Below are 23,452 nucleotides of genomic sequence, written 5' to 3' on the forward strand. Positions count from 1 at the left end.
AATGACTAGGCTACTTCTCCATCGCCGCGATTAAAACGCTTTTATCTCGAACAAAATTTAACCACGAAAGGTCAACGCGCCTTAATTAAGTATATGCATTAATTGATAATTTATTGGGAGCTAGGAGGATATTTCTTGATTTGCCTTTAATTATTGAATTCAGGGCTCAAATGCGATGTTTTATTCTGAAAATTAAGTCGCAAATTATCGATGTGGGTGTTAATTTTCCTCGAACTATTTGACTCGATACACAAAGATTCATGTATATACGTGATACTGGTCACGGCGATATACCAAGTGACTTCACAATTACTTCGCAAAGTAAAAAAATTACCTCGTTGATGATTTCTGGAGCGTAAAATGTACATGGCTCAACCGGGCCATATTGATCATATCAAACAGGTCAATGCTGGTCGTGTATATAAACTAATTGACCTTAAAGGTCCTATTTCTCGTATCGATCTGTCCAAGCAAAGTGAGTTGGCTCCGGCGAGTATTACTAAAATTACCCGTGAACTCATTGAAGCTCACCTTATTCACGAAACGACGGTTCAAGAAGCCACGACTCGTGGGCGTCCTGCTGTCGGTCTGCAAACCAATAACGAAGGTTGGCAGTTTCTGTCGATGCGTCTTGGTCGCGGATACTTGACGATCGCGCTCCATGAATTGGGCGGCGACGTGCTTATCGATACCAAGATTGATATCCATGAACGTGATCAAGACGATGTGCTTGCGCGTCTTCTCCATGAAATCGATGAGTTCTTCCAAACCTATGCCGAGCAACTCGACAGGGTGACGAGTATCGCTATCACACTGCCAGGTCTGGTGAATTCAGAGCAAGGTATTGTGTTGCAGATGCCGCACTACAACGTTGAAAACTTAGCGTTGGGGCCGGAGATCTACAAAGAAACCGGTCTGCCAGTTTTTATTGCCAATGATACCCGAGCGTGGGCCTTAGCAGAGAAGCTGTTTGGTAATTCACAAGACAACGACAACTCTGTTCTTATCTCGATTCACCACGGTTTAGGTGCCGGGATCATTCTTGATGGTCGCGTTCTGCAAGGGCGTCACGGTAACATCGGTGAGTTGGGGCATATCCAGATCGATAAGGAAGGCAAGCTTTGTCACTGCGGAAATCGAGGTTGTTTAGAAACGGTGGCGAGTTCTCAGGCAATCCGTGAGCAAGTCAAAGAGCGACTGGCAAATGGTGAAGAATCAACGCTAACGGTGTTTGAAGACGTCACTATTGAACAGATCTGTGCTGCCGCTGCTAATGGGGATCCGCTGGCTGTCGAAGTGATTGAACAGTTAGGCCGTTATCTAGGCTCTGCGATTGCGATTGTGATTAACCTGTTCAACCCAGAGAAAATCTTGGTGGGTGGTGTTATCAATCAGGCGAAGAGCGTGTTATACCCAGCGATTCAAAAGTGCATCGAAGAGCAGAGTCTATCGGTTTACCATAAAGACTTAGAGCTGGTGGAATCTCGTTTTTATAAGCAGGCAACCATGCCAGGTGCTGCGCTCATCAAGCAGGCCTTATACGATGGCCAACTGTTAATGAAAGTTATTGAAGGTTAACCCCTTTTTCTCGTCTTGTAGCCTTACCCTGAACCTTTCCATGTACTTAAGCTTTGTATAACATCATTTGTTGTACTTAGTTTAAGCATTCTGTGCATTGGCGCTTTGCTTTAACCTATTGAAGTAGGCTATTGTAGCCACAGTTATTATTTGTCACTAAGGTGTTGTATGTCTGGCGTTTTAAATTCGGTTGATCAGAGAACCAAACTGGTCGGTGAAAACCGTCTGGAGCTCTTGTTATTCAGCTTAAATAGTCGTCAACTATTTGCGATTAACGTATTTAAAGTGAAAGAAGTCCTCAAAGTGCCAGTACTCACTCGCTTACCGGGCTCTCATCATCATATTACGGGTGTTGCGTCTTTACGTGGTGAATCGGTGCCTGTTATCGATTTGCGCAGTGCCATTGGCTTTCCGCCATCTCGTGCGGAATCTCAAGAAAGTAACTTGATCATTACGGAATACAACCGAACCGTACAAGGTTTCTTGGTTGGGCAAGTTCGTAATATCGTGAACACGACATGGACAGAAATCCAACCGCCGCCAAAGACAACAGGCCGCGCAAACTACCTAACCGCTATCACGCATATTCAAGAAGAAGAGCAGCACAAGATCGTCGAGATCATCGATGTTGAGAAAGTGTTGGCTGAGATCATTGATTACGATGTTTCGATCTCTGAAGGCGTCTTGGATGAACAATTAGCTCAGGAGATGATTGGACGTAACGTGCTTATCGTTGATGACTCTTCAACAGCGCGTAACCAAATCAAAGGCACCTTGTCGCAGCTTGGTTTGAACATTATTGAGTGTTGTGATGGCTTAGAAGCACTGACCTTACTTAAGGGCTGGTGTGATGAAGGCAAAGACATCAATCAAGAAATATTGTTGATGATCACCGATGCTGAAATGCCTGAAATGGACGGCTATAAACTGACACATGAAGTGCGTACTGACCCAAGGATGCATGACCTATTCATCACGCTAAACACTTCATTAAGTGGAAGTTTTAATGAAGCTATGGTTGAGAAAGTAGGGTGTAACCGCTTTATTTCTAAGTTCCAGCCAGACCTCTTAGTTGAAGTGACTCAAGAGCGAATGCGTCAGATTTTATAATTAATGCTGCTGTACGGTTTGTTTTGAGTGACCTTATAGAAAACGTTTGCTAATATTCACGCAGCATATTTTTCTTAACGAAATATGCTCAACTACTAGCGTAACTTTTCACACACAATCTAAGGTAGTTCCTCTTAATGATATGGTTAACGTCTAAAGTCGTCATGACTTTGAGCTTATTACTGTATAGGGAATTTAAGAAAAGACGTACGGAAGCTGAAGTTGAGTCATAACTCAACAATGGAATTGAAGGGAAGCGGATGCTTCCCTTTTTCGTTTCTCTTTCTTTCGTTTCTTTAGCCAATGACCGATTGAGCAAAGTTGGTACTTAGTTAATGAAAATCCCGAGATTTGGTTTTCAAGCCAACAATTTCATCGGTAATATCGATAAGTTTTCCCGCGATAACATGCACGACTTCACCTTCTTTTTCTAATATCCCTTGTACTTTTAACGCCTTGGCTGTGAGATAAGCTTGCTGTTGAGCGCGTGCGGTTGCTCCCCATACCACGACATTAATATTGCCAGTGCTATCTTCCAGCGTGACAAAGGTGACACCTGCCGCGGTTCCGGGAGATTGTTTGCCTGTGACTAATCCGACAACGGTGACCATAGATTTGTGTCTTTGTTGTATTAAATCTTTCATGTGTGTGAATCGACCTAATCGCCCCGCTTCTTCGAGCAAAGTGATGGGGTGTTTGTTTAATGAAATCCCGACACTGGTGAAGTCTTCGAGTAGATCTTGCATCTCATTGGGTTTGTGCAGTGTATGTTCGTCATGTCCTGCCTCAGCATCGTCATAGGCTTGGCTAAACAGAGGTAAATCAGAAGCTGAGTCCATGATCGCCCAGCGAGTCTGGAAGCGGTCTCCAGAAACGTTATGTAGCGCATTGGCCGATGCAAGTAGCTCGATGTCTTTCTTATTCATCGATAACTGTTTCACCTGACTAGGGTGGCGATAACCGGATTGTGGGCGATTGGCGAGCACGCTTTGAATCCCATGCTCGCTGAATCCTTTGATTTGTCGCAGCCCTAATCGAATCGCTAGACCATTCTGATGAGAGACTACCGTGTGGTTGTTCTGAGAAGCGTTCACACATACCGGAAGAATCGCCACATTGTGTCGTTGTGCGTCTTGTACCAACTGTGAAGGGCTGTAAAAGCCCATGGGTTGGCTGTTCAGTAAAGAAGCGTAGAAGCATTCTGGGTAGTAGCACTTCAACCAAGCTGAGCAATACGCTAACACCGCAAACGAAGCGGAGTGGCTTTCAGGAAAACCGTACTCGCCAAAGCCGCATATCTGTTTAAAGATCTGCTCAGCAAACTCTGTCTCATAGCCGCGCTTTTGCATTCCTTCGATGAGTTTGTTTTTAAACTTAAAGACGTTGCCATTTTTCTTCCAAGCGGCCATCGCACGTCTGAGTTGATCTGCTTCACCACCTGTGAACCCTGCCGCTACCATCGCGAGTTTGATCACTTGCTCTTGGAATATCGGTACACCCAAGGTGCGCGACAGTACTGACTCCACGTCTTTAGATGGATAACTGATTGGCTCAATGCCATCTCGACGCTTGAGAAACGGATGCACCATATCGCCCAGAATAGGACCTGGACGTACGATAGCGATTTGAATCACCAAGTCGTAATAAGTCTTCGGTTTAAGCCTTGGCAGCATGCTCATTTGCGCGCGAGACTCAATTTGGAATATCCCGACCGTGTCTGCTCGTTGAATCATGCCGTAAACCTGAGGATCGTCCTTAAGGCGAGTGATCTCTGCAATGGTCAGTGATCGCCCGTGAATACGTTTGATCAGGTCGAAACATTTACGAATCGCAGAGAGCATACCAAGCGCGAGCACATCAACTTTCAGCAAGCCTAAGGTTTCTAGATCATCCTTATCCCATTGAATAATGGTTCGATCGTGCATTGCTGCATTTTCGACGGGAACCAGTTCATACAAAGGGCCTGAAGATATGACAAAGCCACCAACGTGTTGAGATAGGTGACGTGGAAAGCCGATGATCTCATTAACCAAATGGATAAACTGCTGCCCCTTCAAAGAATCAGGTTGTAGCCCCAATTGAGTTAACTGAGCCTGCCAACCTAGGCTTTTGTCCCTGCGATTGGTGTTCTTAATGAAGTAGTCGAGCTGAGTTTCTTGTAGCCCTAATGCTTTCCCCACATCTCTTACCGCACTTTTGAAGCGATAAGAGATGACCGTTGCGGCAAGTGCAGCCCGTTCTCTACCGTATTTTTGGTAGATGTATTGGATGACTTCTTCACGGCGTTCATGTTCAAAATCGACATCAATATCAGGCGGCTCATCGCGCTCTTTACTGATGAAACGTTCAAATAGCACCGAGATTTGCCTTGGGTCGACAGAGGTGATTTCTAAGCAGTAACAGACCACGGAATTGGCCGCTGAACCTCGACCTTGGTAAAGAATGCCTTGGCTTTTGGCAAACATCACGATGTCATGAATGGTGAGAAAAAAGAAAGGGTAGTCAAGCTCGCCAATTAACCCCAATTCTTTCTCTATGATCTGTTGGATGTCACTAGGTACACCTTGTGGGAAGCGAGTCTGTTTTCCTTTTTCGACCAACATGCGCAGATAACTCATGGGCGTCTCACCTTGAGGAATCAGTTCACTGGGATATTCGTATCGCAAGCTATCTAAATCAAATTCACACAACTCAGCGATGCGGTTGCTCTCTTCTAGCCACTCCGCTTTGAAGATATGAGAGAGCTTATTGATACTTCGTAAACAGCGCTCGGCATTAGCGAGTAAGTGACTGCCCACTTCAGTAATGGGACGTTGGTACTTGATCGCAGTGAGTGAATGCTGCAAGGGTAAGCGATTAGCGTTGTGCATCAGCACGCCACCACAGGCAGTAATAGGAAGATGGTGATGTTGTGATAGCTCAACACAGTAATCCGTGTACTGCTGGTCGGTTTGTTTTAGGTGTCGTTGTAAGCCAATCCACAATCGACCAGAATGGTGTTGAGAAAGCCATTGCCCCCAATGTGCGTCTTCATTTTTCTGTTGAGGAAGCCAAAGAATGAAGCAGTGCTTAGCCGACATGATATCCCACTCAGAGAGCTGATAATGTCCTTTGCTGCTACGACGTCTCGCGTTGGTAATTATACGGCACAGCTCGGCGTAGGCTTGTCTGTTTGGGCATATCAAGACCACTTGGCACTCTTCATTTAGCCAAAACATGCTCCCGACAATTTGCTTGAGTGATAGTTTATGTTGCTTGATCGCAGAGTGAACCTTAACGATGCCCGCGACTGAGCACTCATCAGTAACCGCGAGTGCTTTGTAACGTAAGAAGTCGGCCTGTAAAACAAGCTCCTCTGCGTGTGAGGCCCCCTCAAGAAAGGAGTAATTACTTTGGCAGAAGAGCTCTGAGTATTGCTGAGACATAACGTAATCTCACTTAACCATTGCGAGTGAACATGATTGAAAAGGGACGCTGAAATTGAATAAGTAGAACGGACGACCTAACGAAGTTCCTTGCTGACTTACGTTCTTACCGACTAGCTAAATAAGCCGTGCAAAAACCACTGTTTATCTGGCGTTCTAAATATCCAGAGCCACCGACCGTTTTCACTGTGAGCAATAAAGTAGTCACGAATGATCTTCTCTCCATCCCACCAGCCAGAAACAATGCGCTCAGGGCCTTGAGATAAGGTGACGCTTTCGGTTAAGGCTTCGGGCTCTGGCAGTAAAATACTGGGCCTGAGCCGCTGTTGAACGACGCTGAGAGCTATGGTTTGTTGCTCGCTCCCTGGGGGTGTTTGCCTTTTTGTCACAGACTTACTCAGTGTTGGGAGCGAATACTGATTGGCCTTTTCTGGCCTTGGATCGTGCTGTATTTTCGGTGTTTGAATGCAGGCTTGCCCAAGCTTTGCTTGCAGTAGTGATAGCAAATCTAACGCGGCAAGTGTTCCGGTATTACCATCAAAAAGATCATGGTAGGCCATTTGGGGTTCCCCATGACGAATCAAGCTGAGGGTTAGCCCCTGAACCGGTGCTGTGAGCTTGAGTGACTCTAAAGTGAGATGAGTAAGGTTGGCCCATTTTTCAGCAAGGTAATCGCCTTGTGCCGAATAAAAAGAGACAGGGTGATCGTCTTTATCTCTTAGGTGTAAAGTCAGCGTTAACTCGAAAGCCACTCGGTCGCGTAGCTTTAAAAAACACTCGAGTTGATTCAGTAATTTCAGTAACGGCTTTTCGATGAACAGGATGTTTTCAATATCAAACAACAGCTCCAAATATTGCTGGAAATTCTCTGGTGGATGATAGAAATCAATCGGGTGCTTGAACTGGCCGTTAAGGCGACCGACATAATTCACCAAGTCGATGTCAAAGCGACGCGCGACCTCTTGTAAAGGCAGCTTTAATAGGTCTTCAACGGTATTGATACCGACACGGTTCAGGCGTTCTACTTGCTTGGTCGGTAGCTCACTGGAATTCAATGCTTGTTGATTGACCCAAGTTTTCATCTGCTCAATATTGTTTGTTGCTTGGTTGATCGCTTGCTTACCCAAAAGGATCGCAGAAAGCGGCGAATAACCCGTAGCGAAGCTGAACTGGATATTGAGCGTTTCTAAGTGGCTTTTGAGCTCATGCCAGTAGTTATCTAACCCGTCGTAAAGTGACAGCATGTTAGAGGCTTTAATCAGCAAACCATTAGGTGGCAATAACGCCATGTCGGAAGTGACTAGATACGCCCATTGAGCGATCTCTTTGAGCTTACTTTTCTCCAGTTCAATACTGTAAGGGTGGACGTGTAAGTTGTGACACAGCGCCGCCGCAGATCCTAAGCCCATACCAAGTGAAATTCCCGATTGCAGCGCAGCTGGGTTTGCTTGCAGTACACGGTGATCTTTTTCATCCACGATGATAATAGGTTGTTCGCGTGAGTCTTCGCTCGAACCCAATTCATTAGAGTTAAACAAGGTATCCAACTGCAGTGATGGAAAGTGCAGATAAAGCCACAACATACGCTAGCCTTGCTTCGCAATAGGAAAAGCCAGCACAGTGTTACCAGGCAGAGTACGGTCTAAATTGTCTTCATAAACGACTTTCTCTGTGAGTAACGGCCAGTTGTGTGTCATGTCTAGAATAAAGCTGCCATACGACCAACTGCCTTTTCTTTTTGTTACCTCTACCTTCAACCCTTGGGCGTGAGAAGAGAGTTTCATGCTTAAGGAAACGGGCAGGGATAGTTGATTATGGCTGGTGGCTTTAAAATGAAACTGCAGGCACTTACCGGTTTCACTGGCTGCTTGTAAGCGCTTGGTTTGGTGTATTTCTAGATCGGCTCCCCATAGCAATACAGAGTGACAAGCACCGCTTTTGAGGCACTGCTCAGCCGCCCACAGTGCATCGAGATCGCGTTGGGGCTGGATAACGAGAATGTTCTCTAATTCAATGCCTTGGCTGTTAAAAAACTCGGCACAGATCTTCCCTGGCGGGTTAATGAATATGGCCAGTTTTTGCGAGTTTTGTTGAGATAAATAGGGCGTAAGGAGACGAAGCTCGCCGATCCCTTGTTGTGATTCAACCTCAATAACGCCGTGCGTCGGGAAGCCGCCATCAAGCTGTTTATCCAGTTGAGGATAGCCTGTTGAAGTGGTACTTCCTTGCGTTGTTGATTGTAACCCTTTCCAGATTAGCTGGCGGTCTTGTAAGTTTTTTATTAGTTCATGCATAATTAAATACCTGTATATTTATACAGTATATTTAACAATGAAAAAGATGCAAAGCAAAATGATGAAAATCAGGTGAACTAAATATTAGATGGTTGATTTAGATACAAAAAAAGCCGCTATGGAAGCGACTTTTTACTGTTGGTTAATGATATCAGTTACTTAGGTTGAGCATCGATACATTGGCCATTAATGTCTGTCACACTTGGGTTCATTAAGTGTAGGTACAGCGGGATGATGTCGAGTGGCGTTTTTAGCTTATTCGCATCTTCTCCTGGGTACGCTTTTGCACGCATGCGTGTTTGAGTGCCGCCCGGATTGATTGCGTTAACACGGATGTTCGTGTCTTCAAGCTCGTCCGCTAGGATTTGCATCATACCTTCGGTAGCAAACTTAGAAATTGCGTAAGTGCCCCAGAATGCACGGCCAGAGTGACCAACCGTTGAAGAAGTAAATACGATGCGACCTGCTTCTGCTTTTTTAAGTGCAGGTAGCAGAGCTTGAGTCATCAAGAACTCAGACTTCACATTGATCTGCATAACATCATCAAAGGTTTCTTCATCAATCTGCTCAAACGGACTCAGAGTGCCGAGAACACCAGCATTATGAAGTAGACCGTCTAAACGGCCGAACTGTGATTCAATGGTTTCAGCCATATCAATGTAGTTCTGCTTTGTCGCACCTTTTAAATCCAATGGGATAATCGCAGGTTGTGGGTAACCAGCGCTTTCGATTTCATCGTAAATGAATTCAAGGTTTTTAACATTGCGGCCTAACAGAATGACAGTTGCGCCATGTTGAGCGAAGCTTAGTGCTGCTTGGCGACCAATGCCAGCACCGGCACCTGTAACCAAAATTACTTTATCTTTGAGGGCATCTGTAGAGATTGGGTAATCCACTGTGCTTATCCTTCTTTCTTTTATTATGTTCGTCATTCCATTGATGTTTAATCACACAGATAACCGCAGGAATGATGAGAAATTCTTGGTAATCGTGACAAGATGGTTACAATACACTAATTCATACAATAGGGGATATGACATTGGAATTTTTGTTGGACTACGGCTTGTTTTTAGCCAAGATTGCGACCGTTGTAATCGCCATCATCGCAATTTTAGTGATTGCTAAATCTGTGGGCGGGAAATCAAGCGCGATTAAAGGTGAGCTGGAAATCACGAACCTATCTGAACACCACAAACAGACGATTGAACAATTAGAGCACCATCTACACGATGATGCTTTCATCAAAGCCCGTGATAAAGCAGAAAAGAAAGCGGAAAAAGAGAAAGTAAAATCACGCGGTAAAGAGGTGAAGAAAGCAGCGAAAGAGGGTGAGCTTGATAGCAAGCGTGAACCACATCTATTCGTTCTTGATTTTAACGGCAGCATTGATGCGAAAGAAGTGGCTTCATTACGTGAAGAGGTAACGGCGGTTCTGGCTGTGGCTCGTGAAGGTGATGAAGTATTGCTTAAACTTGAGTCTGGCGGTGGCATGGTTCACGGCTATGGTTTGGCGTCTTCTCAACTTGATCGCATCAAAGCAGCAGGTTTGCCTCTGACTATTTCGGTAGACAAAGTCGCAGCAAGTGGCGGTTACATGATGGCATGTATCGCAGACAAAATTGTATCTGCACCGTTTGCTATTGTTGGTTCTATTGGTGTTATCGCTCAACTGCCAAACTTCAACAAACTGCTTAAAAAGCACGATATTGAGTTCGAACAGTTAACTGCGGGTGAGTACAAACGTACATTAACTATGTTTGGTGAGAACAGCGATAAAGCACGTGAGAAGTTTAAAGAAGAGCTAGAAGAGACACATGGCCTGTTCAAAGACTTCATTCGTGACCATCGTCCTGCGTTAGATCTTGAGAAAGTAGCAACGGGTGAGCACTGGTTTGGTACACAAGCACATGAACTTGGGCTGGTGGATGAGATCAGCACTTCTGATGATTTAGTCGTAGCGGCATGTAAGGACAAAACAGTTCTAGCGATTCACTACGTACAGAAGAAAAAGCTTTCAGACAAACTAGCGGGCGTGGCAGGTAAATCTGCAGACAGCGTGCTGATGAAGCTGATTGAACGCGGCCAAAAGCCGATTGTTTAAGCTTATTCTGTTTTAGCTCTAGTATCTAATTCTAGGCTTAGTGCCTTACGTTCATTTACAGACGTTTGAGCCTTAAAAAGAAAGCGCATAAGTCATCAGACTTATGCGCTTTTTTATTGCTCCACTTCCGAGCGGGTGACCACTATGTTGTAGGGGGAGCGGAGTTTTATACCAAGCACTGACTTACTGTGATTGATATTAAATCTTGGCTCCATAATCATTACGTTTTGGACAAGTCGTCAGAATCTCTCTATGACCCGTATCTTTGAGCTCTTCCAAAATCACATCAAAGCCCCACAAGCGATAGAGATGCTTCATCACTTCGTCGTAGCCTTTATCAAGCGGGATGCGGTCATGAGGCACATACTGCAGTGTCATTGAGCGGTCACCACGTACATCGACATTAAACACCTGAATATTCGGTTCAAGGTTACTCAGGTTGTATTGCGCCGCAAGCTTCTCACGAATCAGGCGATAGCCCGGATCATCATGAATGGCACTCACCTCGATGGTGTTTTTACGGTCGTCGTCGAGTACAGAGAACAGCTTAAAGTCTCGAATGATTTTTGGAGAAAGGTATTGGCTGATAAAGCTTTCATCTTTGAAATTGTGCATCGCAAAGTGCACTGCTTCTAACCAGTCACTTCCTGCCAGATCTGGGAACCATTCTCGGTCTTCATCGGTTGGCTCTTCACAGATGCGTCGGATGTCTCTAAACATCGCAAAGCCAAGCGCATAAGGGTTTATTCCGCTGAAATAAGGGCTGTTGTAGGCAGGTTGTGCGACGACACTGGTATGGCTGTGTAGGAATTCTAAGATGAACTTATCACTCACCAAGCCTTCGTCGTAAAGATGATTAAGAATGGTGTAATGCCAGAAGGTTGCCCAGCCTTCGTTCATCACTTGAGTTTGTTTTTGAGGGTAGAAGTATTGGCTCACCTTGCGAACAATACGAACACACTCACGCTGCCAAGGTTCAAGCAGTGGTGCGTTCTTCTCGATAAAGTAGAGAATGTTCTCTTGAGGCTCGCTAGGGAAGCGGATCTTGGTCTCCTCTTCCTTACTTTTATTCTGAGGAACGGTTCGCCATAGCTCATTCACTTGAGATTGCAGATAAGCTTCACGTTCTTCCTGTCTTGCTGTCTCTTCAGCAATGGAAATCTTCTCAGGGCGTTTGTATCGGTCTACGCCGTAATTCATAAGTGCATGGCAAGAATCAAGGAGCTGCTCGACCTCAGCGACGCCATATTTCTCTTCACAACCACTAATGTACTTCTTAGCGAACAGCAAGTAATCGATGATGGAACTGGCATCGGTCCATGTTTGGAACAGGTAGTTGCCTTTAAAGAAAGAGTTGTGGCCGTAACAAGCGTGAGCCATTACCAGCGCCTGCATTGTGACCGTGTTCTCTTCCATCAGATAAGCGATACAAGGATCGGAGTTGATCACGATTTCGTACGCCAAGCCCATCTGACCATGCTTGTAGTTTTGCTCGGTTTGAATGAATTTCTTACCAAATGACCAGTGATTGTAATTGATCGGCATACCAATGCTTGAGTAGGCATCCATCATCTGTTCTGAAGTAATCACTTCAATCTGGTTTGGGTAAGTATCTAAACGGTAATGCTGCGCCACACGCTTAATTTCTACGTGGTATTTCTCCAAGAGGTTGAATGTCCAATCTGGACCATCAGGCAGCATCTTGTCGTTTTTCTTCTTTGCAGGTTTGTCTTTCTCTGCAACGTTTGATTTCGCTGTCATGGCAAACTCCCTTACGCTGTCTCTTTCTGGAACAGTTCTCTAAACACAGGAAAAATATCATCCACCGTTTTAATGTTTTTCATGGCGAAGTTGTCAAAGCTACTCTCGAGTTTTTCGTATTCGTGCCAAAGTGTTTGATGAGAGCGGCGCGTTATTTCGATGTAAGAGTAATATTGGCAAGTTGGCAGAAGCGTATTGACCAGTAACTCTTTACAACGAGGAGAGTCATCCGCCCAGTTATCGCCATCAGAGGCTTGTGCTGCATAGATGTTCCACTCATTCGCAGGGTAGCGGTCTGCGACAATTTCCTTCATCAGTTTCAATGCACTCGAAACAATGGTGCCACCTGTTTCTTGTGAGTAGAAAAACTCATGTTCGTCGACTTCTTTAGCCTGAGTATGGTGACGAATAAACACAACATCGACGTTTTCGTAGGTGCGGTTTAAGAACAGATACAGAAGGACATAAAAGCGCTTCGCAATATCTTTTGTAGCCTGATCCATTGAGCCGGACACATCCATTAGACAGAACATCACGGCTTGGCTAGATGGAATAGGGCGCTTCTCATAGTTTTTAAAACGTAAGTCGAAGGTGTCAATGAACGGCACGCTTTCAATCTTTTTACGTAACTCGGCAATCTCTTCTTTGAGGCGACCCTCTTCAAAAGGTTGCGCCGGCTCCGTCATTTTAACTTGGTCAAGCTGCTCCATCAGAAGGTTAAGCTCGCGCTTTTTACCTGCTGTCATCGCGGTTCTACGAGCCAGAGATTGCTGTAGTGAACGAACGATAGCGATGTTGGATGGAATCCCCGCGCTTTGGTAACCAGAGCGGTGAGTTTTCCATTCGGTGATTTTGTTGACCTGATTTTTCTCTAGATTAGGTAGAGCTAAATCTTCAAAGAGAATATCAAGATACTCATCTTTTGAAATTTGGAAGGTAAATTCATCTTGGCCTTCGCCATCAGGGCTTGCGTCGCCTTGGCCTGAGCCACCACCTTGACCGCCACCTTTAGGGCGTTCGATTTTATCGCCAGTGATGAACTGATCATTACCTGGGTGAACGCGCTCTCTTACGCCGCCTTGACCTTGGTGAAAGTTCGGCTCTTTGATGTCTTTATGGGGAATAGTGACGTCTTCACCCGTTTCAGTATTGGTGATTGAGCGTCGGTTGACTGCATCGGCCACAGATTCTTTGATTTGCTCTTTATGGCGTCGTAAGAAACGCTGTCTATTCACAGCACTCTTATTTTTGCCATTGAGCCTCCGATCGATAAATTGTGCCATAAGAACTCCCTCTCAGCTGATGTCGCGATCCTACTTTTTATTCGGGTATAAGAGTAATTGGTTTATTGGGTATAAAAGTTATTGTTTTATACGAGCTGCTCAGTTGAGCAGCTCAATACCGTTTAGTTATGAGGATTTACGAACTCTTAGGTACCACTCAGATAGCAGTCTCACTTGTTTCTCGGTGTAGCCTTTTTCCATCATACGAGCAACGAAGTCGTCATGTTTTTTCTGATCATCCGTTGAGGTCTTAGCATTGAACGAAATAACAGGAAGCAGCTCTTCTGTGTTAGAGAACATTTTCTTCTCAATTACAGTGCGCAGTTTCTCGTAGCTAGTCCACACTGGGTTTTGACCGTTATTGTTGGCTTTGGCACGAAGCACAAAGTTCACAATCTCATTTCGGAAGTCTTTAGGGTTACTGATACCGGCGGTTTTCTCGATTTTCTCTAGTTCACCATTCAGAGAAGCACGGTCAAATAGCTGGCCTGTTTCTGGATCGCGGTACTCTTGGTCTTGAATCCAGAAGTCTGCGTAGGTGACATAGCGGTCGAAGATATTTTGACCGTACTCAGAGTAAGACTCTAGGTAAGCGGTTTGAATTTCTTTACCGATGAACTCTACGTAGCGTGGCACTAGGTATCCTTTCAAGAACTCTAGATATTTCTCAGCGGTCTCTTGGGGGAATTGCTCACGTTCGATTTGCTGCTCAATAACGTAGAACAGGTGCACTGGGTTCGCGGCCACTTCGGCTTGGTCGAAGTTAAAGACACGAGACAGGATCTTAAAGGCGAAACGCGTTGATAGCCCAGACATGCCTTCGTCAACGCCAGCATAATCTCGGTACTCTTGGTAGCTCTTCGCTTTTGGATCGGTGTCTTTTAGAGTCTCACCATCGTAAACACGCATTTTTGAGAACAGAGAAGAGTTCTCAGGCTCTTTCAGTCTCGATAGGATGCTGAATTGCGACAGCAGATCGAGTGTGCTTGGTGAACAAGGGGCTTTGGATAGCTCACTGTGTTCAAGCAGTTTCTGGTAGATCTTAACTTCTTCAGACACGCGCAGACAGTAAGGGACTTTTACAATGTACACACGGTCGAGGAAGGCTTCATTGTTTTTGTTGTTACGGAAGGTCTGCCACTCAGATTCATTAGAGTGAGCCAGAATCATACCGTCAAATGGCAGTGCTGAAAGCCCTTCGGTACCGTTGAAGTTACCTTCTTGCGTTGCCGTTAGTAGAGGGTGTAATACTTTGATTGGAGCCTTGAACATCTCCACGAATTCCATCACACCTTGGTTGGCTTTACATAGCGCACCAGAGTAGCTGTAGGCATCAGGATCATCTTGAGAGAAGTGTTCAAGTTTACGAATATCAACTTTACCAACCAGAGACGAGATATCTTGGTTGTTTTCATCACCAGGCTCTGTTTTCGCGATCGCAACTTGATCGAGAATAGAAGGGCGCAGTTTGATGACTTTGAATTTGGAAATATCACCGCCAAAATCGTGCAGACGTTTTGCTGCCCACGGAGACATAATTGAGCGAAGATAGCGTTTCTCAATGCCATATTCATTCTTCAATAAGTCGCCGTCTTCGTTAACATCGAATAGACAGAATGGGTGATCGTTTACTGGGCTTCGTTCACCGTCAGCAGACAATACATAGATTGGCAGTTTCTGCATCAGGGCTTTGAGTTTTTCTGCGAGAGAAGATTTACCACCGCCCACAGGGCCAAGTAGGTAAAGGATTTGTTTACGTTCTTCTAAACCTTGCGCAGCATGTTTTAAGTAAGAAACAATCTGTTCAATCGCATCTTCCATACCGTAGAAATCTTTAAATTCGCTGTAGCGTGAGATGACACGGTTCGAGAAAATACGACTCAGATGAGGGTCTTGAGCGGTGTCAATGACCTCCGGTTCGCCAATGGCTAGTAATAAGCGCTCGGCAGCATTAGCGTAAGCACTTTTATCGTCTTTACACAGCCCTAAGAACTCTTGCAATGTCAGCTCTTCTTCCTTGGCTGCTTCATAACGTGATTGATAGTGGTCAAAAATACTCATAGTCACATTCCCCTTGTTAACCAGTCAAAACTGACGAGCGATTGAAAAATAGGCTCTCCCTACATTTTAAGGTTAGACCCGCTTCCACAATTTTGCTTAACAATTATGTATTTATTTACAATTTTGCGTGTGAAAAACGTGGCGAGCGCAATAGGCAACTTGAGGCGCGTAGAATCAAATTATTTTACATTCGAGGGGATCTGGCCGTTTGTTTTGAGATTTTAGGTCGCTTAATAATACTCACAATGGATTTATGTGCATTAGATGTATAGCTGGGCTCTATTGATTTTTTGGAATGAAGTACCATATAATGCGCGGCGTTATCAAAAATTGCTCAATAAATAGGTAGATGTAGTGAAGAATAATGGGTTCAAAATAGTGGCTATCAGTGCTGCGTTACTGGCTTCAACAACAGCACATGCAAGAATCTCGCAGTGGTCATTGGGTGTTGCTGCCTCTTATTCTCCTGCTGTCTATAAAGATACACCATCAAACCGTGCCGTGATCCCTATGATTGGTTATGAAGGTGAGCACTTCTTTATGCGTGGTTTCAGCGCTGGTTATCGTTTATTACCAGCAGGCTCACCACAAAACATCGTATTTCGAGCGGTTTATGATTCAAGAACATTAAAGCCGGGTGATTCCGATAACGTCGATATTCAAAAGTTGGATGAACGTGATGCCTCGATATTGGGCGGTATCAGTTATCAAGTGATCACTCTGGTTGGTATGTTTGAAGCGACTGCGGGTTCGGATTTAGGCTTTAAGCACAACGGTATTTATGCGGAAGCAGCATGGCGTCTACCTATTCGTCGTAATGGCTGGGCGATTACCCCATCTATTGGTTACGCCTACAACAGCGAGCGTTTGAACAATCATTTATATGGTGTGAGTTCAGCTGAAGCGGCAAGAACTAACTTAGATGAATTCGACGCAGACTGGGATGGTCAGTACTTTATTGGTTTAGGTGGCTATCTGCATGTTACGCCGAACGTTCGAGTGACAGGTGGCGTTCGTTATACCAACCTTGAAGGCGATATTGAGAATAGCCCAATACTTGAAAGTGGCATCAACATGGCCGCGAACGTCGGTGTGGCTTACGTTTTCTAGTTGCTTTGGTTTTTCTCTTTGTGTGCGAACATTAAAAAAGGGTTACTCATGATGAGTAACCCTTTTTTATTTATGCGAAGTACAGGCCGATTCTCTACAAGAATCGGAGCAAAGAAAAGCATTGTATGGCTAGATTTAGCACTCATCAGCTCAATTGATGTAAAACCTTCCCGCTTCATACGTTAGAAAGTGAAACCAGCTTGTAGGCCTAGAGTGCCGTCACTGCCTAGGTTTAGACCTCCTGAGCTGAAGTCGTACCAATCAAAACCGACACGTGCCATAAACTTTGAGTTACCAAACATTGGTTGCGCAGACTTAAATTCAGCACCGATGCCGTAAGTTGCCCCCCATTCGCTATTTGAATGCTTGTTATTCACTGAACCATCTTTATCAGTAATCGTTGATTTAGAATTAAAGTTTGAGTAAGCAACACCAATTTTACCGTAGATAGCAAAAGATTCATCGAAACTATATTTATACATTGGCGCTAGAGACATTTTGAAGTGTTGGTAATCGCCCTTGTGCTTAGTTAGGTCGCCGTTTGCGTCTGAAGTAACATCGCTGATATCTGAATCGATGTAATTCATCGTTGATTCTAGATAAAAGTTTGTATCAAGAATTTGTGAACCAACAGTGAATTGTGCGCCTGTGTCGTCTTCGTTAATGCCAACGCCGCCAAGTACGTACATTTCGTTAGCTGCGAAAGCTGAAGTAGACATGATAGCTAGTGATGCAAGGATGAATTTTCTCATTTTGTTTATCGCTCTGGTTAATAAATTTCGGGGAGCATTCTAGCTATCTTATTTAAAATAAAAAACACTGTTCAAAATTGAGCGGTGGTTTTTAATTTGTATTAAAGGTTTCGAAGTGGAATTAACAAAGATGAATGACCTAATTTCTTGTAAATACTAGGTTTGTGTTCGTTGGTTAATGGGCGATATCAGAGCAATTAATTGGAAATGGTTCAATATTTAATATCTTATCTTTATGATTCATTCGCGTTTTCTGTATCTGAAGTACACTTTTTATCCACATCGCTTCATAAGCCCCGTTTCTGTTTGTGAATATTCACTATCTACATACATGTGACGTCAAATGTCGGTACTGCTTACGTTTTCTAATTGCTTTGGTTTTTCTCTTTGTGTGCGAACATTAAAAAAGGGTTACTCATGATGAGTAACCCTTTTTCTTGAAACTTTTTAAAAAGTTATCGCTGATCTATTAACGTATTAAGCGCTAAAGATTTGAGATAACTCTGTCGCACATAGGTGGTACTGACGAGGACAGTTGCGCCATGTTGTTAGCATGCGACGGTACTTCTCTAGCATTGGCATTTGGCTATTGAAGTGGTGATCTGCTTTGTCGAATTGAGGGTAAAGACCTTCAGAATCAACAAGGAAACGCACGTAATGTACGATCTGCGCTTCAGAAGCGATATCAAAACCTAAGAACTGCAGGCGACGTTGGTCTACTTCAGCACGTTCTTGTTCTGCAAGCATTTTGTTCGACTCCTGCATTGCATGGTACATCTCCATGATGTCGATAATTTCGCGACATTCTGCTTCAGTCAAACAACCAAACTCTTTGTTAAGCTCACGCATTTGGAGTTCGTAACCACGTTCTACAATCGTTTGTAGACGTTGGTATTTAGCGGAGTTCTCAGGATCCATTTGAGACATTAGGTAGTATTGATTTGATAGAATTAGACGCTGAGCATTGGTCATTTCCATGGGAGGAGCCTCACTAAAAAACTAAATGTTGTATTCTTTTGTTGCAGTAAGAGTAACAGCATTCCTACGAGTGGAAACATGATCTCAACACGGATTTAATATGATTTTTTGAATTGATAAACAAAAGTTGTAAAGAAAAGTGAAAGGATTGTTTTGATACCAATCACAGTAAGTAAGTGATCATAAATAGCGCAGGAAAAAGGTTTAAGAACAAGGCAGACATTTTCGATAAGTAGTTATTCTACAATCAAAATTTCTAACGCAGTTATTGAGCGTTTTAACCAGCTAGGATGACCAGTTATTTACTACGATTGGTATAATAATAAAAGAAAACGCCCCAATCGAAATTGAGGCGTTTGAAAACACTATCAACGTAAGTCTAGATTAGTATTTTACGTTTGAATGGTATTGGCTAAGAACAGCAACAATTTCATCCATTTTCTCTTTGCTTGGCGGATTTGTACCTTCAAGAGGGTAGTCAAAACCAAGTGCTTCCCACTTATGTGCACCAAGCTTATGGTATGGAAGCAGTTCTACTTTCTCGATGTTGTCCATGTCTTTGATGAATTCACCTAGCAGGTGAGCATCCTCAGGCGTGTCCGTGTAGCCAGGGACAATCACATAACGAATCCAGGTTTTCTTACCAATTTTGTGCAAGTAGCGTGCGAAATCAAGAGTACGTCTGTTTGATACACCAATGAAATCGTGGTGAATCTCATCTCGCATGTGCTTGAGATCGAGCATCACTAGATCAGAGGCTTCTAGTACTTCGTCAACCACTTCAGTGTGCTTACGAATGTAGCCATTAGTATCAAGACAAGTGTGGATGCCTTCAGCTTGAGCTGCGCGGAAAAAGTCACGAACAAACTCAGGTTGTAACATCGCTTCACCACCAGAACAGGTGATACCACCGCCCGATGCTTTCATGAAATGACGGTATGATTTTGCTTCGTTAATGATCTCTTCGACCGTTACTTCCTTTCCGTCATGAAGATCCCATGTATCACGGTTATGACAGTACATACAACGCATTAAGCAGCCTTGAAGAAACACAATAAAGCGGATACCAGGGCCATCGACAGTACCACAAGATTCGAATGAGTGAATGCGACCAGTTGTAGACATGAGCTATTCTCGTAGAGGAATTTATACCGTTTATTTTATTACAAAAACGGTACATAAAATAGGGTCAAATGGTAACGAGACCTTTAAAAATAAAGGCAACCACCTGTGAAGATGATTGCCCTTATTAAACTTGAAAAGTAAAGGACGAAAGCCCTTACTGGTGGCTAGAAGAAAGCAAACATTGTGATACCGCCAGTGGTGTACACTGACTCTTTTGCTTCTTCGTAATCCGGTGTTTTTGCTGTTAATGCGAAAGAGGCACCAACGTATCGGTTATACCAAGCTACACCCAATACAGCAGTCGCTTGAATATTCTCTAAAGTGACATCGTATTGTTCTGGATTCGGCCAATTATCTTCGATTTCAGAACGATCGCCTTCGATAGTCAGATCGTTGAATCGGTAACGACCTTCAAGGCCAGCATAGGTAAACCAACCAGCGTTTGATGCGCCGATCATGCCCGGTTTGAATGGGTTTTCTGTGGTGATGTTGGCTGCACCAAAGTTACCGCCCAAGTCCGTACCCCAACGGAACATAAAACCAGTCGAGATATCACTTCTAAAGTTACCCACGTTGATTTCTGAAACGTTAGAGATTTCGTAGTCAGTATTCGCAAGAGCTTGATTACGCATTAAGTTGAAATGGCTTAGGTAACCAACGCTTCCCGCCCACTCATCATCGACTTGGTATTCCCAACCCATAGGCTCATCCGATTTAGTGATCGAGTGAACCAGCTTCTGAGCGTCTTCTGAAAGCGCGCGCTCACCCGTGGTACCAAACGTGATATTAAAACGCTGGGCTTGCTGTGGGTTTAAGCTGATGTAGTTGAATTCAGTGTGTAGGTAACCTGCGTATGGGCGATCATTAGGCGATGGTGTTTCTAACTCAATGTCAGAAGGCGTATACATCTTGTGGCCAATGGTGATTTCCCACTTATCTAGAGAGCTGGCGCCCCAGTAAGAAAGGCTCAGTGGTTTTGCCCAGTTGTATGGCGTAATACTTGATGATGTGTAACCCAGAAATAAGCCGTTGGTATAGTCTTGGTCGACACCAAAAATACCATCATTATCTAAAGCAAAAGTCAGCGTAGAACGCTCAGAGGCTAAAGATGAGAAAGAGAGAAGAATCAGGGGTAAACAACGCAGGTATTTCATGGAGCAGTTACTCTTAAATTATGAACCGCGATATTACCGTAATTTGACAGAATTTGTGGAAAAAAAGTGAATGGCAGGGTGCTTTTTTGCTCAACCTAACATTTCGCGGGATAGGTGAGTGTAGTGCGATTTATTTCAGATATAAAAAAGCCCCGCACATTGGCGAGGCTAATATTATTTACTGTCTATTGAGCGTGAGCTTATAGAGACTCAGTAAATGTACGTGCGATTACGTCAGCTTGTTGCTCTGCAGTTAGAGAGTTAAAGCGAACAGCGTAACCAGATACACGGATTGTTAGCTGAGGGTATTTCTCAGGGTGCTTAACTGCGTCTTCAAGAGTTTCGCGGTTAAGAACGTTAACGTTAAGGTGTTGACCACCTTCAATGCCAGCTTCGTGGTGGAAGTAACCATCCATTAGGCCTGCAAGGTTAGCACGTTGGCTGTCTTGTTCTTTACCTAGTGCGTTTGGCACGATAGAGAACGTGTAAGAGATACCATCTTGTGCGTCAGCAAACGGTAGTTTACCTACAGACGTTAGTGAAGCTACAGCGCCTTTCTCATCACGACCGTGCATTGGGTTTGCACCAGGAGCGAAAGGAGCGCCAGCACGACGACCGTCTGGAGTGTTACCTGTTTTCTTACCGTAAACCACGTTAGACGTGATAGTAAGAACTGACTGTGTAGGGATAGAGTTACGGTAAGTCTTAAGCTTACGGATCTTGTTCATGAACGTAGAAACTAGTTCACAAGCAATATCATCTACACGAGAGTCGTTGTTACCGTATTTAGGGTAATCGCCTTCGATTTCGAAGTCAGTTGCAATGCCATCTTCGTCGCGGATTGGTTTAACAGTCGCGAACTTGATTGCAGATAGTGAGTCAGCTGCAACAGATAGACCAGCAATACCACAAGCCATTGTACGACGAACGTCACGGTCATGAAGAGCCATTAGAGACGCTTCGTAGCTGTACTTGTCGTGCATGTAGTGAATGCTGTTTAGTGCAGTCACGTATTGCTTAGCTAGCCAGTCCATGAAGTGATCTAGACGGTCCATTACTTTATCGTAATCAAGAACAGCGTCAGTCATTGGCGCTTCTTTAGGACCAACTTGCATCTTAAGTTTTTCGTCCACACCGCCGTTGATTGCGTAAAGCATTGTTTTCGCAAGGTTAGCACGAGCACCGAAGAACTGCATTTGCTTACCAACGATCATTGGAGATACACAACAAGCGATAGCGTAATCATCAGACTCAAGGTCAGGACGCATTAGGTCATCATTTTCGTACTGGATAGAAGAAGTATCGATAGATACCTTCGCACAAAAACGTTTGAAGCCGTCAGGTAGTTGCTCAGACCAAAGAACAGTGATGTTTGGCTCTGGAGAAGGACCCATAGTGTATAGAGAGTTTAGGAAACGGAAGTTCGAACGCGTTACTAGCGTACGACCGTCGATACCCATACCACCCATAGACTCTGTTGCCCAGATTGGGTCGCCAGAGAATAGCTCATCGTACTCAGGAGTACGTAGGAAACGAACCATACGCAGCTTCATTACGAAGTGGTCGATCATTTCTTGTGCTTGGTCTTCTGTGATTTTGCCAGCAGCGATATCACGCTCGATGTAGATGTCTAGGAAAGTCGAAGTACGACCTAGAGACATTGCAGCACCGTTTTGAGATTTAACAGCAGCTAGGTAGCCGAAGTAAGTCCACTGGATAGCTTCTTGAGCTGTTTGAGCTGGCTCAGAGATATCGAAACCGTATTTCTCAGCCATTTGCTTGATTTGACCTAGAGCACGATGTTGCTCAGAGATCTCTTCACGCAATTGCATTGTTGCAGAAAGATCTTCGCCGTTCTCGAAACGCTCTTGTAGAGAAGCGAATTGAGCAGCTTTGTCTTTCATTAGGAAATCAATACCGTAAAGTGCAACACGACGGTAGTCACCAATGATACGACCACGGCCGTAAGCATCAGGAAGACCAGTCAGAACACCAGACTTACGACATTTTAGGATATCAGGAGTGTAGATATCGAAAACGCCAGCATTGTGTGTTTTGCGGTATTCTGAGTAGATTTTTGAAACCATTGGGTCAAGAGTTTCACCGTATGCTTTACAAGAACCTTCAACCATACGTACACCACCGTTAGGGATGATTGCACGTTTTAGTGGCTTCTCAGTTTGTAGACCAACGATAGTCTCAAGATCTTTCTCAATGTAACCTGCATCGTGAGCAGTAATGGTAGAGATAACAGAAGTATCGAAATCTACAGGTGCTTTAGTTGCGTTTTCCTGTTTGATACCTTCCATTACCGAAGACCAAAGCTTGTTAGTTGCTTCAGTACCCTCAGAAACTAGGAAAGACTCGTCGCCTTCATACGGCGTGTAGTTCTTTTGAATGAAATCACGAACGTTTACTTCGCTTTGCCACTCACCTGCAGCAAAATCTTCCCAAGCTTTAGCAAATTGCTCTGCCATGACATACCTACCTTTTTAGTAGAAAAAATACGTACATTAACACTGTTGAGCCAGCGCCCCTCGTAAGGGTAGTACACTCTTATTAATAACAATATATATGAGCATATAAGCGTCATATGGTTATATATATTGTCACTACCTTTTATATGTTGTCTTTACTCTATGTATTCAAGACTACGCTAAAAAATTTCTGCAAACCTTAAACTAAATCAATAAATGCCAAAAAAAGTTGAAAAAATTTGA

At 44.1% G+C, this 23,452-nt stretch carries 16 protein-coding genes; 4 read left to right on the plus strand and 12 right to left on the minus strand.

What is annotated here, in order from left to right; translation table 11 throughout:
• The first annotated feature begins 360 nt into the window (after nt 1-360).
• Together AB4484_RS02475 and AB4484_RS02480 are read left to right on the plus strand one after the other, a co-directional pair.
• The gene (locus AB4484_RS02475) at nt 361-1,578 is read left to right on the plus strand and encodes an ROK family protein (protein ID WP_019820875.1); all 1,218 of its coding nucleotides are present in this window, start codon (nt 361-363) and stop codon (nt 1,576-1,578) included.
• Between the two features lie 168 nt (nt 1,579-1,746).
• Entirely contained in the window at nt 1,747-2,688 is a 942-nt protein-coding gene (locus AB4484_RS02480; RefSeq protein ID WP_017062139.1) for a chemotaxis protein CheV, read from the plus strand.
• Between the two features lie 332 nt (nt 2,689-3,020).
• Here AB4484_RS02480 and AB4484_RS02485 read toward each other — a convergent pair whose 3' ends face one another.
• From AB4484_RS02485 to AB4484_RS02500, 4 genes are all read right to left on the minus strand, one after another.
• Nucleotides 3,021-6,113 (minus strand): error-prone DNA polymerase, encoded by a 3,093-nt coding sequence (locus AB4484_RS02485; RefSeq protein WP_372076259.1) that lies wholly within the window; start codon nt 6,111-6,113, stop codon nt 3,021-3,023.
• A gap of 113 nt (nt 6,114-6,226) precedes the next feature.
• Nucleotides 6,227-7,696 (minus strand): DNA polymerase Y family protein, encoded by a 1,470-nt coding sequence (locus AB4484_RS02490; protein ID WP_372076261.1) that lies wholly within the window; start codon nt 7,694-7,696, stop codon nt 6,227-6,229.
• Nucleotides 7,697-7,699: 3 nt separating this feature from the next.
• Nucleotides 7,700-8,407 carry a translesion DNA synthesis-associated protein ImuA gene (imuA, locus tag AB4484_RS02495; RefSeq protein ID WP_372076263.1) on the minus strand — a complete coding sequence of 236 codons (708 nt, stop codon included), beginning with the start codon at nt 8,405-8,407 and terminating at the stop codon, nt 7,700-7,702.
• A gap of 155 nt (nt 8,408-8,562) precedes the next feature.
• Nucleotides 8,563-9,303, minus strand: a complete 741-nt coding sequence (locus tag AB4484_RS02500) for a YciK family oxidoreductase (RefSeq protein ID WP_017629695.1) — start codon at nt 9,301-9,303, stop codon at nt 8,563-8,565.
• 143 nt (nt 9,304-9,446) lie between these two features.
• On the opposite strand from AB4484_RS02500, the gene sohB reads away from it, so the two are divergent.
• Nucleotides 9,447-10,508 carry a protease SohB gene (sohB, locus tag AB4484_RS02505; protein ID WP_009849001.1) on the plus strand — a complete coding sequence of 354 codons (1,062 nt, stop codon included), beginning with the start codon at nt 9,447-9,449 and terminating at the stop codon, nt 10,506-10,508.
• 198 nt (nt 10,509-10,706) lie between these two features.
• Here sohB and AB4484_RS02510 read toward each other — a convergent pair whose 3' ends face one another.
• From AB4484_RS02510 to AB4484_RS02520, 3 genes are all read right to left on the minus strand, one after another.
• A complete protein-coding gene (locus tag AB4484_RS02510; RefSeq protein WP_048616224.1) occupies nt 10,707-12,269 on the minus strand; it encodes a SpoVR family protein in 1,563 nt (520 codons plus the stop codon).
• Between the two features lie 11 nt (nt 12,270-12,280).
• Nucleotides 12,281-13,552 carry a YeaH/YhbH family protein gene (locus AB4484_RS02515; protein WP_017062133.1) on the minus strand — a complete coding sequence of 424 codons (1,272 nt, stop codon included), beginning with the start codon at nt 13,550-13,552 and terminating at the stop codon, nt 12,281-12,283.
• Between the two features lie 126 nt (nt 13,553-13,678).
• A complete protein-coding gene (locus tag AB4484_RS02520) occupies nt 13,679-15,613 on the minus strand; it encodes a PrkA family serine protein kinase (RefSeq protein ID WP_029405329.1) in 1,935 nt (644 codons plus the stop codon).
• 354 nt (nt 15,614-15,967) lie between these two features.
• Between AB4484_RS02520 and AB4484_RS02525 the strand changes: the two genes are divergently transcribed.
• Nucleotides 15,968-16,723, plus strand: coding sequence for a MipA/OmpV family protein (locus AB4484_RS02525; RefSeq protein ID WP_372076265.1), 756 nt, complete (start codon nt 15,968-15,970; stop codon nt 16,721-16,723).
• A 182-nt stretch (nt 16,724-16,905) separates the two neighbouring features.
• Here AB4484_RS02525 and AB4484_RS02530 read toward each other — a convergent pair whose 3' ends face one another.
• The 5 genes from AB4484_RS02530 to pflB form a co-directional block, all read right to left on the minus strand.
• Entirely contained in the window at nt 16,906-17,475 is a 570-nt protein-coding gene (locus tag AB4484_RS02530; protein ID WP_372076267.1) for an outer membrane beta-barrel protein, read from the minus strand.
• 477 nt (nt 17,476-17,952) lie between these two features.
• Nucleotides 17,953-18,453: a YfbU family protein gene (locus AB4484_RS02535; protein WP_017066932.1), complete on the minus strand. Its 501-nt coding sequence runs from the start codon at nt 18,451-18,453 to the stop codon at nt 17,953-17,955.
• A gap of 384 nt (nt 18,454-18,837) precedes the next feature.
• On the minus strand, nt 18,838-19,578 hold the full coding sequence (gene pflA / locus AB4484_RS02540; protein ID WP_010437353.1) for a pyruvate formate lyase 1-activating protein: 741 nt from the start codon (nt 19,576-19,578) through the stop codon (nt 18,838-18,840).
• Between the two features lie 164 nt (nt 19,579-19,742).
• Nucleotides 19,743-20,732 carry a lipid A deacylase LpxR family protein gene (locus tag AB4484_RS02545; protein WP_372076269.1) on the minus strand — a complete coding sequence of 330 codons (990 nt, stop codon included), beginning with the start codon at nt 20,730-20,732 and terminating at the stop codon, nt 19,743-19,745.
• Nucleotides 20,733-20,932: 200 nt separating this feature from the next.
• Nucleotides 20,933-23,209, minus strand: a complete 2,277-nt coding sequence (pflB, locus tag AB4484_RS02550) for a formate C-acetyltransferase (RefSeq protein WP_050621844.1) — start codon at nt 23,207-23,209, stop codon at nt 20,933-20,935.
• Between the last annotated feature and the right edge of the window lie 243 nt (nt 23,210-23,452).

This window comes from Vibrio sp. 10N.261.46.A3 (assembly GCF_041472995.1).
Lineage (GTDB): Bacteria > Pseudomonadota > Gammaproteobacteria > Enterobacterales > Vibrionaceae > Vibrio > Vibrio coralliirubri.

Bases quoted from the DNA above. Each gene is read 5' to 3' on its own strand.
- AB4484_RS02515 (WP_017062133.1), bottom strand. From the start codon at position 13,552: ATGGCACAATTTATCGATCGGAGGCTCAATGGCAAAAATAAGAGTGCT.
- AB4484_RS02545 (WP_372076269.1), bottom strand. From the start codon at position 20,732: ATGAAATACCTGCGTTGTTTACCCCTGATTCTTCTCTCTTTCTCATCT.
- AB4484_RS02490 (WP_372076261.1), bottom strand. From the start codon at position 7,696: ATGTTGTGGCTTTATCTGCACTTTCCATCACTGCAGTTGGATACCTTG.
- AB4484_RS02530 (WP_372076267.1), bottom strand. From the start codon at position 17,475: ATGAGAAAATTCATCCTTGCATCACTAGCTATCATGTCTACTTCAGCT.
- AB4484_RS02510 (WP_048616224.1), bottom strand. From the start codon at position 12,269: ATGACAGCGAAATCAAACGTTGCAGAGAAAGACAAACCTGCAAAGAAG.
- AB4484_RS02535 (WP_017066932.1), bottom strand. From the start codon at position 18,453: ATGGAAATGACCAATGCTCAGCGTCTAATTCTATCAAATCAATACTAC.
- AB4484_RS02520 (WP_029405329.1), bottom strand. From the start codon at position 15,613: ATGAGTATTTTTGACCACTATCAATCACGTTATGAAGCAGCCAAGGAA.
- imuA (WP_372076263.1), bottom strand. From the start codon at position 8,407: ATGCATGAACTAATAAAAAACTTACAAGACCGCCAGCTAATCTGGAAA.
- pflA (WP_010437353.1), bottom strand. From the start codon at position 19,578: ATGTCTACAACTGGTCGCATTCACTCATTCGAATCTTGTGGTACTGTC.
- AB4484_RS02480 (WP_017062139.1), top strand. From the start codon at position 1,747: ATGTCTGGCGTTTTAAATTCGGTTGATCAGAGAACCAAACTGGTCGGT.
- AB4484_RS02475 (WP_019820875.1), top strand. From the start codon at position 361: ATGTACATGGCTCAACCGGGCCATATTGATCATATCAAACAGGTCAAT.
- AB4484_RS02485 (WP_372076259.1), bottom strand. From the start codon at position 6,113: ATGTCTCAGCAATACTCAGAGCTCTTCTGCCAAAGTAATTACTCCTTT.
- pflB (WP_050621844.1), bottom strand. From the start codon at position 23,209: ATGGCAGAGCAATTTGCTAAAGCTTGGGAAGATTTTGCTGCAGGTGAG.